Source organism: Pseudoalteromonas sp. SK18, from assembly GCF_001974855.1.
Lineage (GTDB): Bacteria > Pseudomonadota > Gammaproteobacteria > Enterobacterales > Alteromonadaceae > Pseudoalteromonas.
The window spans coordinates 12,330-31,556 of record NZ_MTQB01000022.1 but is presented as its reverse complement, the minus strand read 5'-3'; the positions used below and the strand labels follow the sequence as shown (position 1 = coordinate 31,556).

The window sequence follows — 19,227 nt, the reverse complement described above, 5'->3', positions numbered from 1 at the left end:
TTACTTATCCTTACACAGCGGGAAACCAAGTGCTTCACGTGCATCGTAATAACTTTGTGCACACGCTTTTGATAACGCACGAACGCGTAAAATATAACGTTGACGCTCGGTTACTGAAATAGCATGGCGTGCGTCTAATAAGTTAAATGCGTGCGATGCTTTCATTACTTGCTCGTAGGCTGGTAATGGTAGGCTTGCTTCAATTAGCTTTTGGCTCTCAGCTTCACATTTATCAAACTGTTCAAATAAGTCGGCCACGTTTGCATGTTCAAAGTTATAAGTAGACTGCTCTACTTCATTTTGATGAAACACATCACCGTAAGTTACGCGTCCAAATGGGCCGTCTGCCCATACTAGGTCGTAAATGCTATCTACGCCTTGAATGTACATTGCTAAACGCTCTAGGCCGTAAGTAATCTCACCCGTTACCGGTGAGCATTCTAAACCGCCCACCTGCTGGAAGTAAGTAAACTGCGTTACCTCCATGCCATTTAACCAAATTTCCCAACCTAGGCCCCACGCACCTAATGTAGGTGATTCCCAGTTATCTTCTACAAAGCGAACTTCGTCAGTTAGGGTATCAATACCTACAGCAGCTAAAGAACCTAAGTAAAGCTCTTGAATATTATCTGGTGATGGCTTTAACACAACTTGGAATTGGTAGTAATGTTGTAAGCGGTTTGGGTTCTCACCGTAACGACCATCGGTAGGACGACGACACGGTTGAACGTATGCGCTCGACATTGGCTCTGGGCCAATTGATTTTAAAAATGTTTGTGGGTGAAATGTCCCTGCGCCCACTTCCATGTCAAGTGGTTGAATAATGACACAGCCTTGCTGTGCCCAATAATCCTGTAAAGCCAGGATCAAACCTTGAAAGGTTTTAACGTCATATTTTTGCATATTTGGCTTTTTACTATCTGAGAAGTAGCGTGAAAATTACCCTCAGTATACCTTGTGCACACTCAGGTTTTAAGCAGTTTGTGCGTTTGAAAAAATAAAAAAGGAGCCTAAGGCTCCTTTTTTGTGATTACGATAATGTTTTATACGTCTAAGTTAACCACACGCAGTGCGTTCGTTTCAATAAACTCACGACGCGGCTCAACTTGATCGCCCATTAATGTGGCAAATAATTGATCCGCTGCAACAGCATCTTCAATTGTTACTTGCAACATACGGCGTGCGCTTGGATCCATGGTGGTTTCCCAAAGCTGACTTGGGTTCATTTCACCTAGTCCTTTGTAGCGTTGAATGTAGATCCCACGCTTAGACTCTGCGATCAACCATTCCAATGCATCCACAAAGTTATCAACAGGTTTTGTTTTCTCACCACGTTGGATATATGCACCCTCTGTGATTATATTAGCAATGTTTTTACCTGTTACAGCAATGCGTTGGTAGTCTCTTGATGTAATAAAGTCATAATGAAGTACGTGAGCTTTATCCACACCATGCTGACGAATATTCACAACTGGATAATACAGGTTACGCTCTGTATCGTGCTCAGTTCCGGCATGGAAAATAGTTGCATCTTCATCACGTTCAATTAAGTCATCAACCAGCTCTTTAGTCCAAGCAATTACCTTAGCTTCGTCTGAAAGGTCTTCTTTTTTCAGTTCACTTTGGTAAATCAAACGGTTCATAACCGTGTTCGGATACTTACGCTTTAAGCGCTCTATAACTTTAACCGTGTTTTGATAATCGTGAACAATCGACTCTAATGCTTCACCATCAACCGCCTCTGCGCTATCACTGGTATACAATGCTGCATTGCTTAGCGCTAACGATGTAAGGTAATCAACTAATGCTGGATCATCTTTAATATAACGCTCTTGCTTACCTTTTTTCACTTTATAAAGTGGAGGCTGAGCAATATAAATGTAACCACGTTCAACAATTTCCGGCATTTGACGGTAAAAGAATGTTAGTAGCAAGGTACGAATGTGAGAACCATCCACGTCGGCATCGGTCATGATTATGATACGGTGGTAACGTAGTTTTTCAGGGTTATATTCGTCACGGCCAATACCACAACCTAGTGCAGTAATTAGCGTTGCCACTTCTTGTGAAGACAGCATTTTATCAAAACGTGCTTTTTCTACGTTTAAGATTTTACCTTTAAGCGGAAGAATCGCTTGATTCTTACGGTTACGACCCTGCTTGGCTGAACCGCCAGCTGAGTCACCCTCCACTATATATAGTTCAGATTGGGCTGGATCTTTTTCTTGGCAATCCGCTAGTTTGCCCGGTAAACCTGCTAAATCCATAGCACCTTTACGGCGGGTCATTTCACGAGCTTTACGGGCTGCTTCACGCGCGCGTGCTGCATCAATAATTTTGCCAACAACAATTTTAGCATCCATTGGGTTTTCTAATAAAAACTCAGTGAATTTTTCAGCCATGGCTTGCTCAACCGCAGACTTAACTTCACTAGATACTAGCTTGTCTTTTGTTTGCGATGAGAACTTAGGATCAGGCACTTTAACACTAACAACAGCCGTTAAGCCTTCACGTGCATCATCGCCCGTTGCGTTACTAGTCGTTTTAGCTTTTTTGTTAAAGCCTTCTTTTTCCATGTAGTTATTAAGCGTACGTGTAAGCGCAGATCTAAAACCAGCTAAGTGAGTACCACCATCACGTTGTGGAATGTTATTAGTGAAACAGTAAATGTTTTCTTGGAATGCATCATTCCATTGCATTGATACTTCTACACTAATACCATCTTCTTCACGTTCATGAGTAAAGTGGAACACCCCTTTGTGCACAGGTGTTTTATTACGGTTTAAGTATTCAACGAACGCTCTAATACCACCTTCGTATTTAAAGTGGTCACTTTTATTCTCTTCGCGCTCATCGTTTAAAATGATACTTACGCCCGAGTTCAAAAACGATAACTCGCGTAAACGCTTAGCTAAAATATCGTAATGGAAATCAAGGTTAGTAAACGTTTCGCCGCTAGGCCAAAAACGTAATTCAGTACCGGTTGTTTCAGAGTCACCAATTGTTGCTAGTGGTGCATCTGGCACACCCATAGTGTAAAACTGCTCATGAAGTTTACCTTCACGACGAATGGTTAGTTTTAACTTTTCTGATAATGCATTTACTACCGATACACCAACACCGTGTAAGCCACCTGATACTTTATAAGAGTTATCATCAAACTTACCACCGGCATGTAATACCGTCATAATAACTTCAGCTGCAGATACACCTTCTTCTTCATGTATAGAAGTAGGAATACCACGGCCGTTATCTCTTACAGATACCGAACCGTCTAAGTGAATAGTGACAAATATATCATCACAGTGACCTGCTAAGGCCTCATCGATAGAGTTATCAACGACCTCAAACACCATGTGGTGTAAGCCCGTACCATCATCGGTGTCCCCTATATACATACCAGGACGCTTTCTTACTGCATCTAATCCTTTAAGTACTTTAATACTCGACGAATCATAATTCTCAGACATGGTTAATCCCACTTATCTTGTTATTAGGTTGCCATGTTTCACGTGGAACATTTTTAGTTCTCGTTTCATGGGTTCCACCACAGCAGAAATACTTTCAGATAAAATTGAAGAAATAAATATTTGAGAACTACAATGAGTCAATAACTGACCCACTTTCTCTTTTGTATCTTCGCTTAGTTCTGAAGGTAAATCATCTATTAGCAATATAGATTGCTTATCTGTCTCTGACTCAATCAAACTATTTTGCGTTACTTTTAACGCATACAACAATAGCTTTAATTGCCCGCGTGAGAATACATTCTCAACACTGTTGCCAGCGACACTAAAACTAAAATCAGCCTTATGAGGGCCTTTACTAGTAAAGCCTTGACGAGCATCTCGCTCAAAGCTTTGCTCTAACGCATCAGAAAGAGATTCGCTCTCTTTCCAGCCTGCATTAAAGCTAATTTCTAGATCGCGTATTAGCGTTAATTCTGCACACATTTTATCAAAAAACTGCTGCTTAAACCTAGTTATATACGCGATTCTTAATTTATTTATTTGTTCAGCCAGTCTAACAAATTCTTTGTCCCAAAACTTGATTTGGTCAAAATAATTCTTCGGCTTAGATTTCAACAAGGCATTGCGCTGTTTTAGCACTTTATTAAACGATTGCCACAAGAAAAAAAACTCATGTTCCACGTGGAACAAACCTAAATCTAAAAATTTTCTGCGCTCTTTAGGGCCACCAAAAAATAACGAATAGCTTTCTGGTGTAATAACTTGCACTGGCATAAGTTGAGCAAGTTCAGATACTTTTCGACTCGCCTTACCCTGTATTTTTAAATTAGTTTCACCCGCTTGGGTTTTACTAATCCCTATTGGGATAGATAAATCGTATAACGCTTTGCGGCCATGAATAACAAACTGATCTTGATGATGAGCTATAATGCTTTTATGTTTAGAGGTTCGAAAAGATTTGCCGTGAGAAAGGTAATAAATAGCCTCTAAAAGGCTGGTTTTTCCGCTGCCGTTTTCACCATAAATTATATTAACGCCGTTAACTGGTTCTAGCGTCAGTGCCTCAATATTACGAAAATATTTGAGGCTCAAATGACTTAAGCTCATTATGTATTTATGATCTTATAAACGCATTGGCATAACAACGTACATAGCTTCTTCATCGCCAGCACCTTCTATAAGTGCACTACTGTTTGAATCGGCAAGCGTAAATAATACATCTTCGGTTTTTAATGTATTTAATACATCTAATACATAAGAGACATTAAAGCCTATTTCTAGGTCATCACCCTCGTACATTACTTCAACCACTTCTTCAGCTTGCTCTTGCTCTGGGTTGTTGGCTGTAATTTTTAATAAACCGTTTGATAAATTTAAGCGTACACCACGAAACTTTTCGTTCGATAAAATCGACACACGCTGAAAAGCATTACGAAGCCATTCACGATTCGCGGTAATTACCTTATCGCCACCGCGCGGTAAAACACGACGGTAATCAGGGAATCGACCATCAACTAATTTACTCGTAAAGGTAAATTCAATATCAATAATACGAATGTGGTTGGCACCAAACTGAATAGTTACCAGCTCTTGATCAGCAACCATTAGACGCATAATTTCTTGCACGCCTTTGCGTGGTATAATTAATTGGCGCTGTGTATTTAACGACTGACCTAGTTGTTTTTGTGCAATAGCTAAACGATGCCCATCAGTGGCAACTGTTTTTATATCGCTGTTATCAACTTCAAACGACATGCCGTTTAAGTAATAACGCACATCTTGGTTTGCCATTGAAAAGTGTGTGCTTTCAAGTAATTTACGTAATTCTAAACGCGTTAGTTGAAACTCAACCTCACCATCCCACTGCTCTAAATTAGGAAAATCTTCAGCAGCTAAAGTGGTCAATGAAAAACGACTTTTCCCACTGGTTAAAAGTAACTGATGGTCTTGCAAGCTTAAAGTAAGATCAGAACCATCCGGTAAACTTTTACAAATATCGAGTAATTTTTTAGCCGGTAATGTGAGTTTAGTATCGGCAACATCGTCACCCACAAATACACTCGCCACTAATTCAATTTCAAGGTCTGTCCCTGTCATTGAAAGCTGGCCATTTTCTACCACGAGCAATACGTTAGATAAAATAGGTAACGTATGCTTACGCTCAATGGCACCCGATACTTGTACCAATGGTTTTAAAAACTGTTCTCTTGATATTGTTATTTGCATAATAAAGTCAGCCCTAAGATGACAATGTTCTTATTAAGTTTTGGTAATCTTCTTTAATCTCGTGGCTCTCGTCACGTAATGATTTAACTTTGCGACACGCATGCAGTACTGTTGTATGGTCACGCCCACCAAAAGCATCCCCAATCTCAGGTAAGCTGTGATTAGTGAGTTCTTTAGAGAGTGCCATGGCAACTTGGCGAGGCCTTGCTATAGAGCGGCTACGGCGCTTAGACAGTAAGTCAGATACACGTATTCTATAGTATTCTGCAACCGTACGTTGAATGTTATCTATGGTGACTAGTTTATCTTGCAGCGCCAATAAATCACGCAGTGCTTCTTTTACAAAGTCGATAGAAATTGGGCGGCCGGTAAAGTTTGCGTTAGCAATTACACGGTTTAATGCACCTTCAAGCTCACGTACGTTTGAGCGTAATTTTTTAGCAATAAAAAATGCCACTTCATGCGGTAAATTAATTTTACTTTGCTGGGCTTTTTTCATCAAAATAGCAACGCGTGTTTCAAGCTCTGGCGGCTCAATCGCGATGGTTAATCCCCAACCAAAACGAGATTTAAGGCGATCTTCAACCCCTTCAATCTCTTTAGGGTAACGGTCAGAGGTTAAAATAATTTGTTGATTACCTTCTAATAATGCATTAAAGGTATGAAAGAATTCTTCTTGAGAACGTTCTTTATTAGCAAAAAATTGAATGTCATCAATCATTAATGCATCAACACTACGGTAATAACGCTTAAACTCTTCAATCGCATTATTTTGCAGTGCTTTAACCATGTCTTGAACGAAACGTTCTGAATGCATGTAAACAATTTTAGCATCGGGCTTATTCGCCATAATACCGTTGCCTACCGCATGTAATAAATGCGTCTTACCTAAGCCTGTACCACCGTAAATAAATACAGGGTTAAATGCAGAGCCAGGGTTGTCTGCTACCTGAGTGGCAGCCGCTTTTGCTAATTGGTTAGATTTACCCTCTACAAAGCTATCAAAGGTATAGTTTTCTTTAATGTTTGATTTATAACCAGATTTAGGAGCTGGCTCTACAACCGGTTTTTGTTCTCGAGGTTGTTGTTTGGCCGTTGATTGCGTGCTTGGCGCTGATTGTGTTTCAACCACCGGTGCAGCTTGTGCATTTAATAGCGGCTTGCTACCTACATCAAAGCGTAACTCGGGTGCTTCTACACCACAAATTTCTACCAGTAATTCATTTATTCTATTTAAGTACTTCTCTCTCACCCAATCAAGTACGAAACGATTAGGCGCATAAATCGTCAAGGTATCTTCGGTACTTTCTGCTTGAAGTGGTCTGACCCACATACTGAATTGCTGCGAAGGCAATTCATCTTGCAATACATATAAACAACTTTGCCAAACCGACAGATACACAGTAAAACTCCCAGAGATATAATTTTTATTCCCGCACATCAATAATGATTCAAAAATCACACCTGTATTGCGTTTAAATGGCTCAATAAGCAGCCCAAGACCGACTATTATGAATGCACTTTATCCACAAGTAAAAGATTGATTTTTGTAAAATTGTTGATATCGATGTATAAATATAATAACAGACTGATTTAAATAGCTTTTTATTTTAAAGCTTGATTAGAGATCATAACAAAACTGGCAGCAGATCGCGACCATAATTTACGATCTAATTTACTTTTCCCATGCTTTTATTCACTTTTTATACAGGGGCTGTGGAAAACTTCTTATTTATGATGATCCTATCGGATCATGAAAATTGATCATAAATAAACATGCTTTACGCACTCTATTATGATTGACTTTTCGTCACTTCATCTATAATATCTCGCGCTCGCAATGGCACCTGTGCCAGGATCGCGACCTGCATAGGATGTTTTAACTTTAACCGATCGGATGAGATTGTTATGAAAAGAACTTTTCAACCTAGCGTTTTAAAACGCAAACGTACACACGGTTTCCGTGCTCGTATGGCAACTGTAAATGGCCGTAAAGTATTAGCTCGTCGCCGTGCTAAAGGCCGCAAAGTTCTTTCTGCTTAATTTATAAGTGGAAGACTTTAGCTTTGGCAGGGAGTTACGTCTGTTAACTCCCTCGCATTACTCTCGCATATTTAACGAACCCGCTCGGGCTGCAACTCCTTTCTTTACTTTATTAGCAAAACCAAGTGACCAGTCAAAACCTAGGTTAGGCCTTACTGTTGCTAAAAAACGTGTAAAAAAGGCATGTCAACGAAACCGTATTAAACGTCTTGCTCGCGAAAGTTTTCGTTTAAACCAACACACGCTCGATAATATTGATATTGTGTTGATGGTTAAAAGTGGCATTGATGAACAGTCTAATGAAGAATTAACCAAACAACTTACAAAGCTGTGGCGTAAGATTAATGAACGCTGCAAACCTGGTGCCCCTAAACCGCCACCATTTAAAAAACGCCCAAACAAATCAGCTAAATCGACTAAACAAGCCCGATAGCAATAGAATTACAGGGTTAATTAAGGTATCTTTAGCTCACCTTTTAATCATGCGTTTAAAATCTCATAGTGAGTCTTTAAATACATGGTATCTATTCACTAAACATAACGTAGGGGCATGTACAACATGAGGTTACTTAAACCACTTGCTGCTTTACCAACACGTTGTTTAGTTTTATTTATCCGCGGTTATCAAAAGTGGATTAGCCCGCTATTAGGTCCGCATTGTCGTTTTAATCCAACGTGCTCTAGTTACGCTATTCAAGCAATTAATTTGCATGGATCGGTAAAAGGGTGTTGGTTAGCTGTTAAACGCATATTAAAATGCCATCCTTTACATTCAGGCGGAGACGACCCCGTTCCTGAAAAATTAACCCGTATTAACCACCAACACGAGAAATAAGAGCTGTTATGGAATCGCAACGCACGTTTTTATTCATCGGCCTAATGCTAGTGTCGTTTTTATTATTTCAAGAGTGGAATAATGACTACAACACACCAAAAGCCGATCCTAGTGCCACAACACAAACACTAAAAGCAAATTCACCAGAATCAGATGATTATGTTCCAGCTTCATCAGACTCAGGTTTACCTGCTTCAACAACTTTAGCTAAGCGCGCTGTTATAAATATTACAACAGACGTGTTTAAAGTAAAAATTGACACCAAAGGCGGTGACATTGTTGAAACAGACTTAATTGATTATAAAGAAACCAAAGGCAGTGATGTTCCTTACATGCTACTTGGTGAGTTTGATGGTAAACAATACTTTTCACAAAGTGGTTTAATAGGTTTAAATGGCCCAGATGCATCAGCAAATGGTCGTCCTACTTACCAATCAGAACAAACTTCTTATACTTTAACAGGTGATGAGCTTCGAGTTCCTCTTCAGTTTACTGATAGTAACGGTGTAAGTTTCACTAAAACATATGTATTCAAAAAGGGTCAATATGATGTTGGCTTAGAATATAAAGTTAACAACACCACTAGTGCGCCAGTACAAGTTCAGCTTTACACACAAATAAAGCGTACCGTACAAGAAAAAGGCAGCATGGTTGATCAAAACTATTTAGGTGCTGCATACGGTACTGATGAAGAACCATACGAAAAGTATAGTTTTTCCGATATGGCCGATAAAAACCTAAACATAAATACCCAAGGTGGTTACGTTGCCTTTATCCAGCATTACTTTGTAAGTGCTTGGGTACCAATGCAAGATCAAGCAAATACACTTTATAGTTTAATCACTAAAAGTAATGCAGCTATCATTGGTGTTAAAGACGAAGCGGTAAATGTTCAAGCTGGTAGTGAGCAAACACTTACTGCAACTTATTACATGGGCCCTAAAGAGTCAGATAAACTTGAAGCGATTCACACTGACTTAGACTTAACGGTTGATTACGGTTGGTTATGGTTTATTTCTCAACCTTTATTTGTGCTACTTAAATGGTTACACAGTATTTTAGGTAACTGGGGTGTAGCAATTATTGCCATCACTATTATCGTTAAAACATTAATGTACCCACTGACTAAAGCACAGTACACCTCAATGGCTAAAATGCGTGCATTACAGCCTAAGATGAAAGCGCTAAAAGAAAAGTATGGCGATGATCGTCAAAAATTCGGCCAAGCGACTATGGAAATGTACCGTAAAGAAAAAGTGAACCCTATGGGTGGCTGTTTCCCTATTTTACTGCAAATGCCAATCTTCTTAGCCTTGTTCTATGTATTCTTAGAGTCTACAGAACTTCGTCACGCTGAATTTGTACTTTGGTTAACTGACCTTTCTGCGAAAGACCCATACTACGTATTACCAATCTTATTTGGTGCGAGTATGTTTATAACGCAAAAACTACAACCTATGACGGTTACCGATCCAATGCAGCAAAAAATGATGACCTTTATGCCGGTTATCTTCTCTGTATTCTTCTTATGGTTCCCATCTGGTTTAGTACTTTACTGGTTAGTGTCTAACCTTATTTCTATTGTCCAGATGTTGATCATCTACCGTGGCATGGAAAAGAAAGGAATTAAAGTAAGGGGCGATTAAACTCCCTACTTATATAAAGGCGACTTAGGTCGCCTTTTTTATTGCCTATTTTTTATAACAGCATTCGCGAGTGCCTATTTGATAGGTTACAATACCGCCATTACGTTATTTAAGTTGGCAAATAAACCGCATGATCAATCACGATACAATTGCAGCACAAGCCACTGCCCCAGGTCGAGGCGGTGTTGGTATTATTCGCGTTTCAGGAACCCTAGCCAAACAGGTTGCTGAAAAAATAATAGGCAAAGTCCCTAAAGTTCGTTATGCCGACTATGTGCCATTTAACACCCTTGCAGGTCAGCAACTTGACCAAGGTATTGCGATTTACTTTGCTGGCCCAAACTCATTTACCGGTGAAGATGTACTCGAACTTCAAGGCCATGGCGGCCCTGTTGTTCTTGATATGCTACTCAAAGAAATAAGTAAAATAGACGGTGTGCGTTTAGCTAAACCAGGGGAATTCTCTGAGCGTGCGTTTATGAACGATAAGCTTGATTTAACTCAAGCAGAAGCAATTGCCGACTTAATTAATGCCACTAGCGAGCAAGCCGCTAAAAGCGCTCTACAGTCACTTCAAGGGCAATTCTCTAAGCACATAGAAACCTTAGTTGAAAAAGTCATTCACTTACGTATGTATGTGGAAGCAGCTATTGATTTTCCTGACGAAGAAATCGATTTTTTATCAGACGGAAAAGTGGGCGGTGATTTAAATGCCATCATTGAGCAGCTTAATGCCGTAACCAATCAAGCCAAACAAGGCAGCATAATGCGCGAAGGTATGCGCGTCGTTATTGCTGGTCGCCCTAATGCCGGTAAATCAAGCTTACTTAATGCATTAGCAGGTCGAGAAGCGGCTATTGTAACTGAAATAGCCGGCACCACTCGTGACGTATTACGTGAGCATATACATATAGATGGTATGCCACTGCATATAATAGATACCGCAGGCCTACGAGAAAGCCCAGATAAGGTAGAGCAAATAGGCATTGAACGTGCTTGGGATGAAATAAACCAAGCCGATCGGGTGTTATTTATGCTTGATGGCACCGACACAGCCGATACTGATCCACATGCTATTTGGCCTGAATTTATGGCTAAGTTACCCCAAGGTATGGGCGTGACCGTGATCAGAAATAAAGCCGATTTATCGGGTGATACGGTTGGTATGGATCAAGAGCAACAATATCCGGTCATCAGTTTAAGTGCTAAAAATGCTGACGGCATAGAGCTTGTGCGTGAGCACTTAAAAGCCTGTATTGGTTTTGATGGTGCCACAGAGGGTGGCTTTATGGCGCGGCGTCGTCACTTAGATGCACTGGAACACGCAGCCTATCACTTAGATACGGGTAAAACACAATTAGAAATGCACGTGGCCGGTGAAATCCTCGCTGAAGAACTGCGTTTAACACAGCAGTATCTTAACGAAATAACTGGTGAATTTACTTCTGATGATTTGCTTGGCAAAATTTTCAGCTCGTTCTGTATCGGTAAATAGTCGAACTAATAATTTAATCATTAAGGGCACCTAGGTGCCCTTTTTAAGGCCTACTATTTTTAATATCGACTCGCCAAACTGTATTTTAATAACCCATTTTAAAAACCAAACAGACTAAAAACACAGCTTAAACTGCACCTATATTAGCCTCAATTCGCCTTTAAAAATGTATTCAAGCCATAGTAGGCTAGGCCAATAATCACAGCAAATAACAGATAAACTACCTAGATTAATAGTAAAAAATTAAGCTTCTTTCCTCTAAAAGAGCACCTATAACATTGGTTTTCCACGTTTGAACATGGGTAATTATCAAACCATAAAAAATAAAACGTACCTAAAAAGTAAATTTGACCGCCCACTCCACCAGCAAAACACCGTTAATTTCTTAGTAAAAATTGATGTAATTTATTTTTTAGCAGATCAGTTATCCACAATTGCGGGTTTTATTGCCTTAAAAATGAGTTAAAAGCGATAAAAAGAAATAATATGTTGTGTTTAATAGGCTAAATAGCGATTTTTAGAAAATAAAAATGGATTTTTAGGCTGATCTGAGAAAATAGATCATTTTTTAAAATTATTTTCGATCCCAATCTTAAGTTATCAACATGCTTTGTATCCACACTAAGATCAACACACGTTTATTTATAAATTTGTACTAGCTGATGGCTAACACTCAACATAAAATCAATAACTTAGCAAACTATTTGTAACATTACTTCTTAGTTAAGCAGAGCTTTCCCCAACCTTATCAACAACTTGATCAGAAGATTACATTTAAATATATTTTGTTAAACCATTAATAATCAACAGCTTAAAGCCATAATTCACGCGAAGGCTTAAATTACCACAAAAATAGTTATACAAAATAACACTCTTAACTTTACTGTTATACTCACTCGGCTATCATAGGCAGCAATTAAAACTAATAGTGATCAGCAATATTCATGAGTTCAGTAAATATTATCGTTGGTAGTCAAATGGGATCCGCCGAGTACGTTGCAGAGCAGCTAAGCGATGCGCTTAACAACCAAGGGATTAATAGCCAACTACATGATCAACCTGAATTTAATGAAATAGATCAGCAAAATACTATTTGGTTAGTTTGTACATCAACCTATGGTGCGGGTGATTACCCTGACAATCTAATTAGCTTTGTCGAACAAGTATCTCAAGTAGATGATCTCTCGCATTTAAAGTATTCGGTTATTGCACTTGGCGATACCAGTTACGACACTTATAACCTTGCAGGGCGCAATATAGATGCCCTTTTAAGCCAAAAAGGTGCTATAAAAGTAGCACAACGGTTGGAGCTAAACATTCTTGATGAAGCACTACCCGAAGATACGGCCTTAGCTTGGTTAGACTCGTGGATAGCACAAACAGGTTTAAAATAGAAAGATCAAGCGATAAGTTATAAATAAAGTTACCCACAATTTACTAATAATTTAATATATTTTGTGGATAAACACTGATTAAACTGCTTTTTTAGCTATGCTTATCCATGGGATAAGATCGAGACTTGATCGGCCTGTGTATAACAGCCCGTTTTGATCAGAGCTTATTTGCCTGAAGATCCGATCATATTAACACCTTTAGATCCGATCTAATTATATGTTTTTAATCATGATCTAAAGCTTATCAACAGAAAACCCGATCAGTAGTAGTAATAGTATTAAAAGATCTCTTTAAAAGATCCTTTATATTATTAGAGATCACTTACTTAGATCTTGAGCACTGTTTAATCATTTATCTTCTGCTAATTTCTAGGTAGAATACGCTCCCTTTTGAAGTTTACTGGTTTGATTTAAGTAGGATCCCATTAATGATTTTTCACGAAAATTTTGACGTTATCGTAGTAGGTGGTGGACATGCAGGCACTGAAGCCGCATTGGCAGCTGCCCGTATGGGGATGAATACCCTGCTGCTAACTCACAATATGGATACCCTTGGTCAAATGTCTTGTAACCCAGCAATTGGTGGCATTGGCAAAGGTCATCTAGTTAAAGAAATTGATGCCCTGGGTGGCGCAATGGCTCAAGCCATTGACAAAGGCGGGATCCAATTCCGTACGCTTAACTCTTCTAAAGGCCCTGCTGTACGAGCGACTCGTGCTCAAGCAGATCGTGCCTTGTACAAAGCGGCTATTCAAAACACACTTCAAAACCAAGAAAACTTAAAGATTTTTCAGCAATCATGTGATGATCTAATTGTTGAAAATGATCGTGTAACCGGTGTAGTGACACAAATGGGTTTACGTTTTAGTGCACCGAGTGTAGTACTAACCGTAGGTACCTTCTTAGGTGGTCAAATTCATATCGGCCTTGAAAACTTTAAAGGCGGCCGAGCTGGCGATCCACCTTCAATTGCCTTAGCTGATCGCTTACGTGAATTACCATTTAGAGTAGATCGTTTAAAAACCGGTACGCCACCGCGTATTGATGCCCGAACTGTCGATTTTAGTAAAATGCAGGAACAACCAGGTGATACACCAACACCGGTATTCTCATTTATGGGTAAACAAAGCGACCACCCACAACAAATACCGTGTTACATCACTTACACCAATGAAAAAACACATGATGTTATTCGCAAAAACTTACATCGCTCACCTATGTACTCAGGTGTTATCGAAGGAATAGGCCCTCGTTACTGTCCGTCTATTGAAGATAAAATTGTCCGTTTTGCAGATAAAGATAAACACCAGATATTTGTAGAGCCAGAAGGTTTAACTTCATACGAGTTATACCCTAATGGTATTTCAACCAGCTTACCGTTCGATGTGCAGTTAGAAATTGTGCAATCGATCACCGGATTTGAAAATGCACATATCTGTCGTCCTGGCTATGCCATTGAATATGACTTTTTTGATCCACGCGATTTAAAACAATCATTAGAAACTAAATTTATTGATGGTTTATTTTTTGCTGGTCAAATTAATGGTACTACCGGTTACGAAGAAGCGGGTGCGCAAGGTTTGATCGCAGGTATGAATGCAGCCTTACAAATACAAGGCAAAGAATCGTGGACGCCTCGTCGTGATGAAGCCTATGTAGGCGTACTGATTGACGACTTAGCAACACTGGGTACAAAAGAACCGTACCGTATGTTTACTAGCCGTGCTGAATACCGTTTGCTACTTCGCGAAGACAACGCTGATATTCGTTTAACTGAAAAAGGCCGCGAACTTGGTTTAGTTAACGATGAACGTTGGCAAGCATTTAACGAAAAAATGGAAGTGATCGCTAAAGAGAAACAGCGTATTAAAGATACCTGGATCCATAAAGATCATGCCATGGTTAATAAAGTAAACGAATTACTAAAAACGCCACTTGTGCGTGAAGCCAGCTTAGAAGAATTACTGCGCCGTCCAGAAGTGCGTTATAACGACTTGATGGCCATTGAAGGACTTGGATCTGAGTTTACCAATAAGGCGGCTTTAGAGCAGGTTGAAATTCATACGAAGTACGCAGGTTATATTGCGCGTCAACAAGATGAGATCAATAAGCAACTTCGTCATGAAGAAACAATTTTACCAAAAGAGTTTGATTATAAAACCGTCTCTGGTTTATCAAACGAGGTTGTTGCTAAGCTAATTGATGCTCGTCCAGACACTATTGGCCAAGCTTCGCGTATTTCTGGTATCACCCCAGCGGCGATTTCGCTATTATTGGTGTATCTGAAGAAGCAAGGCTTGTTACGCAAAACTGCGTAACGGTAAAGGAACATTGTGTTACAGCAACAATTAACAACTTTGTTAGCGCAAACTGATATTGCGCTAACACAAAAACAACAGCAACAGCTTGTTCGCTATGTCGAATTACTCGATAAGTGGAATAAAGCCTATAACTTAACCTCGGTACGTTTACCTCAAGAAATGATGGTTAAACATATAATGGATAGCTTAGTTGTTGCGCCTCACTTGACCGGTCATCATTATATTGATGTTGGCACAGGTCCTGGTTTACCGGGCATAGTGTTAGCTATTGCCTTACCTGATACGCAGTTTGTATTATTAGATAGTTTAGGTAAACGTGTACGTTTTTTAATGCATGTTAAACATGAGCTTGGCCTTGATAATGTCACCCCAGTGCAGTCAAGAGTTGAAGAATATCAACCAAGTGTTAAATTAGATGGCGTACTAAGTCGTGCATTTGCATCGTTACAAGATATGATTGACTGGTGTTCGCACTTAATTGATCATTCAGGTAAGTTCATTGCACTTAAAGGGGTATTTCCAAGTGAGGAATTAGACTCACTCCCTGCTGGTGTTAAGTTTGAGCAAAAAATTGCATTAGAAGTACCGGATTTAGATGCACAACGACATTTAATAATTCTTTCTAAAGACTAGGGATCAGAGACACTGTGGCAAAAGTCATCGCATTAGCAAATCAAAAAGGCGGAGTAGGTAAAACTACCACTGCCGTTAATCTCGCTGCATCTATGGCTGCAACGAAACGTAAAGTGCTGTTAATAGATCTCGACCCGCAAGGCAATGCGACCATGGGCAGTGGCGTCGACAAATATGGTGACGTCCCTACTATCTATGATTTGCTCATAGAAGATAAGCCTATTGATGAAGTGATTATTAAAGAAACTTCAGGCGAATATCATATGATTGCTGCAAACGGCGATGTGACCGCTGCAGAAGTTAAGCTGATGGAATTATTTGCGCGTGAAGTACGTTTGCGTAACGCGCTTGAAAAAATACAAGATCAGTATGAGTTTATTTTTATAGACTGCCCGCCTTCTTTAAATATGTTAACCGTTAATGCCATGGCCGCTGCCGATTCTATTTTAGTGCCTATGCAATGTGAATATTATGCATTGGAAGGATTAACTGCATTAATGGATACGATTACGCAACTTGCTAAGTTAGTTAATCCTAACTTACAGATTGAAGGCATACTTCGTACTATGTACGATCCGCGTAATCGACTAGCAAATGATGTATCAGAACAATTAAAACAACATTTTGGCGATAAAGTATACCGTACGGTGATCCCACGTAATGTTCGACTTGCAGAAGCCCCAAGTTTTGGTGCCCCAGCAATGTACTACGATCGAGCATCAAGTGGCGCGAAAGCTTATTTAGCTCTCGCTGGTGAAATGCTACGCAGAAAAGAAAAAACAACTCCCGTTGTCGCCTAACTTTGAGGTAAAAAAATAACATGTCTGCTAAAAAACGAGGTTTAGGCCGAGGACTCGATGCGCTTTTAAGTTCATCTAAACCTGCACCAAGCGAAGGCAAGGAACAGAACACCGCTAACGTAACTAGCGCAGTTGAAAATGCAGCGCAGCCTAGCAACAGTGAACTCCAAAAACTACCTATCGAGTTTTTACACTCAGGTAAATACCAACCTCGTAAAGACATGTCTGAAGAGGCACTTGAAGAACTCGCTAGTTCGATACGCTCACAAGGAATTATTCAACCTATCGTTGTGCGTCCTGTTGCGCATAATAGCTACGAGATTATTGCCGGTGAACGCCGTTGGCGCGCTGCGCAAATTGCTAAGCTTGAGTTTGTACCCTGTATTATCAAAGACGTGCCTGATGAAGCAGCCGTTGCTATTGCCCTAATTGAAAATATTCAGCGTGAAGACTTAAACGCCATGGAAGAAGCGATAGCGCTTAATCGCTTACTTAATGAGTTTGAGTTAACGCATCAACAAGTGGCTGATGCAGTTGGTAAATCGCGTACGACCGTGACTAACTTATTACGCTTAAATAATCTTAATAACGATGTAAAGATATTGTTAGAGCATGGTGACATTGAAATGGGTCACGCTCGTTGCTTATTAGCACTAGAAGGTGAAGTGCAATCAGATGCAGCCCGTTTAGCTGTTGCGAAAGCATTGACCGTTCGCGAAACCGAAAAACTAGTACGCTCTATTTTAGAGCCTGCTCCAGCAAAAGAAGTAATAGAAAAAGACCCGGATGTTAAACAGTTAGAGCAACAACTTGCTGATAATCTTGGGGCAAAAGTAGAAATAAATTACAACAAAAAAGGCAAAGGGAAGTTGGTTATTTCTTACACTAATCTTGACGAGTTAGACGGTATTTTAAACCGTATCAATCAAGACTATTCCCACCATTAATTCATTGGATGTCTAAAAAGGGACATTTACAGCGATTTTGTGTTACAAAGCACCTACTCAAGTTGCAAAACTGGCAGGATTAAGTATAATTTCGCCAGTTTTCATACCCTGACAATTAGAGCGTCATAAAGGTTAATTAAAAGTGACTAACAAGTTAGCAGGCCCGTATAGGCTTGCCGCATTAAAATTAATTTGCCTTCAGGGATTTGTAGCCCTTTTAGCTGCACTAATAATTTTTATAGGTTGGGAAACCAATGCCGCACTTTCAGCATTAGCTGGTGGCGCAGTCGCAGTACTTCCTAACTTTGTATTTGCGCTTTATGCATTCAGATATATGGGTGCAAGTCGAGCAAATCAAGCGTATGCCTCGTTGAAACGCGGCAACGGATTAAAATTTATGCTAACAATCGTTTTGTTTGCACTAATGCTAAAGCTTTATCCGGTAGTACTGCTACCTTTCTTTTGTGCTTATGTGTTGGTGTTGTTTACAGGATTGTTTACACCCGTTTTTTTTAAACATTAACTTTTGGGATATAACATGGCTGCAGAAGAAGTTACTCTATCTAGCCATATTCAGCACCACTTAACCAATGCTAAGATGTGCTCGACCGACGCTGGTCTTGCCTTCAATAAAGCATGTACGGATAGTGGTTTCTGGACATGGCATATAGATACCCTCGCATGGTCTATCGGACTAGGTCTAATATTTTTATGGATCTTCCGTAGTGCCGCAAAAAAATCAACTCTGGGTGTACCTGGAAAACTTCAATGTTTCATTGAAATGGTTGTTGAGTTCGTTGGCGACAACGTACGCGATACCTTCCACGGTAAAAGTAAGCTAATTGCACCATTAGCATTAACAATATTCGTTTGGATATTCTTAATGAACTTAATGGATTTAATCCCAGTTGATTTCCTACCTGCATTTGCTGGCTTTGTTGGCGAAACTGCATTCGGTATGGATTCACACGACGTATACATGAAAATTGTACCAACTACAGATATCAACATGACAGCTGCACTTGCGCTGGGCGTGTTCATTCTAATGATTGGTTACTCAATTAAAATCAAAGGTATCGGCGGTTTTATTAAAGAACTAACACTTCACCCGTTTAGTTCAAACAATACAGCTATGCAGATTCTTTTAATCCCATTCAACTTATTACTAGAACTTATTGCATTGGTTTCTAAGCCGTTTTCACTGGCTCTGCGTTTGTTCGGTAACTTATATGCAGGTGAGTTAATCTTCATCCTTATAGGTGCTGTAGGTTTAATGCAACTACCGTTGCACTTTGTGTGGGCTGTATTCCATATCTTAGTAATCGTATTGCAAGCATTCGTATTCATGATGCTAACAATCGTATACCTAAGCATGGCAAGTTCAGATAATCACTAATTACTATATTTACAATTTTAC

17 protein-coding genes are annotated in these 19,227 nt (G+C 39.6%); 12 read left to right on the top strand and 5 right to left on the bottom strand.

Annotated elements, in window-relative coordinates; translation table 11 throughout:
* The 5 genes from glyQ to dnaA form a co-directional block, all read right to left on the bottom strand.
* Positions 1 to 903, bottom strand: a complete 903-nt coding sequence (gene glyQ, locus BW139_RS14545; RefSeq protein WP_010392717.1) for a glycine--tRNA ligase subunit alpha — start codon at positions 901 to 903, stop codon at positions 1 to 3.
* Between the two features lie 140 nt (positions 904 to 1,043).
* Positions 1,044 to 3,470: a DNA topoisomerase (ATP-hydrolyzing) subunit B gene (gyrB, locus tag BW139_RS14540; RefSeq protein WP_076920141.1), complete on the bottom strand. Its 2,427-nt coding sequence runs from the start codon at positions 3,468 to 3,470 to the stop codon at positions 1,044 to 1,046.
* Positions 3,471 to 3,482: 12 nt separating this feature from the next.
* Positions 3,483 to 4,577 (bottom strand): DNA replication/repair protein RecF, encoded by a 1,095-nt coding sequence (recF, locus tag BW139_RS14535; RefSeq protein WP_076920140.1) that lies wholly within the window; start codon positions 4,575 to 4,577, stop codon positions 3,483 to 3,485.
* 15 nt (positions 4,578 to 4,592) lie between these two features.
* Positions 4,593 to 5,696, bottom strand: coding sequence for a DNA polymerase III subunit beta (gene dnaN / locus BW139_RS14530; protein ID WP_008112965.1), 1,104 nt, complete (start codon positions 5,694 to 5,696; stop codon positions 4,593 to 4,595).
* Positions 5,697 to 5,709: 13 nt separating this feature from the next.
* Positions 5,710 to 7,098: a chromosomal replication initiator protein DnaA gene (dnaA, locus tag BW139_RS14525; RefSeq protein ID WP_024601489.1), complete on the bottom strand. Its 1,389-nt coding sequence runs from the start codon at positions 7,096 to 7,098 to the stop codon at positions 5,710 to 5,712.
* A gap of 506 nt (positions 7,099 to 7,604) precedes the next feature.
* On the opposite strand from dnaA, the gene rpmH reads away from it, so the two are divergent.
* The 12 genes from rpmH to atpB all read left to right on the top strand — a co-directional run bounded on the left by rpmH (position 7,605) and on the right by atpB (position 19,206).
* Positions 7,605 to 7,739 (top strand): 50S ribosomal protein L34, encoded by a 135-nt coding sequence (gene rpmH / locus BW139_RS14520; RefSeq protein WP_008112968.1) that lies wholly within the window; start codon positions 7,605 to 7,607, stop codon positions 7,737 to 7,739.
* 7 nt (positions 7,740 to 7,746) lie between these two features.
* Positions 7,747 to 8,172, top strand: a complete 426-nt coding sequence (gene rnpA, locus BW139_RS14515) for a ribonuclease P protein component (protein ID WP_076920139.1) — start codon at positions 7,747 to 7,749, stop codon at positions 8,170 to 8,172.
* 126 nt (positions 8,173 to 8,298) lie between these two features.
* Positions 8,299 to 8,574: a membrane protein insertion efficiency factor YidD gene (gene yidD / locus BW139_RS14510; protein WP_008112973.1), complete on the top strand. Its 276-nt coding sequence runs from the start codon at positions 8,299 to 8,301 to the stop codon at positions 8,572 to 8,574.
* Positions 8,575 to 8,582: 8 nt separating this feature from the next.
* On the top strand, positions 8,583 to 10,220 hold the full coding sequence (yidC, locus tag BW139_RS14505) for a membrane protein insertase YidC (protein ID WP_076920138.1): 1,638 nt from the start codon (positions 8,583 to 8,585) through the stop codon (positions 10,218 to 10,220).
* Positions 10,221 to 10,350: 130 nt separating this feature from the next.
* A complete protein-coding gene (mnmE, locus tag BW139_RS14500) occupies positions 10,351 to 11,715 on the top strand; it encodes a tRNA uridine-5-carboxymethylaminomethyl(34) synthesis GTPase MnmE (RefSeq protein ID WP_008467041.1) in 1,365 nt (454 codons plus the stop codon).
* A gap of 944 nt (positions 11,716 to 12,659) precedes the next feature.
* Positions 12,660 to 13,109, top strand: a complete 450-nt coding sequence (mioC, locus tag BW139_RS14495; protein ID WP_076920137.1) for an FMN-binding protein MioC — start codon at positions 12,660 to 12,662, stop codon at positions 13,107 to 13,109.
* 428 nt (positions 13,110 to 13,537) lie between these two features.
* Entirely contained in the window at positions 13,538 to 15,427 is a 1,890-nt protein-coding gene (mnmG, locus tag BW139_RS14490) for a tRNA uridine-5-carboxymethylaminomethyl(34) synthesis enzyme MnmG (RefSeq protein WP_076920136.1), read from the top strand.
* Positions 15,428 to 15,442: 15 nt separating this feature from the next.
* Entirely contained in the window at positions 15,443 to 16,063 is a 621-nt protein-coding gene (gene rsmG / locus BW139_RS14485) for a 16S rRNA (guanine(527)-N(7))-methyltransferase RsmG (protein ID WP_008464169.1), read from the top strand.
* A 14-nt stretch (positions 16,064 to 16,077) separates the two neighbouring features.
* Positions 16,078 to 16,863, top strand: a complete 786-nt coding sequence (locus BW139_RS14480; protein ID WP_008112117.1) for a ParA family protein — start codon at positions 16,078 to 16,080, stop codon at positions 16,861 to 16,863.
* Positions 16,864 to 16,883: 20 nt separating this feature from the next.
* A complete protein-coding gene (locus BW139_RS14475; RefSeq protein WP_076920135.1) occupies positions 16,884 to 17,810 on the top strand; it encodes a ParB/RepB/Spo0J family partition protein in 927 nt (308 codons plus the stop codon).
* Between the two features lie 142 nt (positions 17,811 to 17,952).
* The gene (locus tag BW139_RS14470; RefSeq protein WP_013466267.1) at positions 17,953 to 18,333 is read left to right on the top strand and encodes an ATP synthase subunit I; all 381 of its coding nucleotides are present in this window, start codon (positions 17,953 to 17,955) and stop codon (positions 18,331 to 18,333) included.
* Between the two features lie 15 nt (positions 18,334 to 18,348).
* Positions 18,349 to 19,206, top strand: coding sequence for a F0F1 ATP synthase subunit A (gene atpB, locus BW139_RS14465; RefSeq protein WP_008112123.1), 858 nt, complete (start codon positions 18,349 to 18,351; stop codon positions 19,204 to 19,206).
* The last annotated feature ends 21 nt before the right edge of the window (positions 19,207 to 19,227 follow it).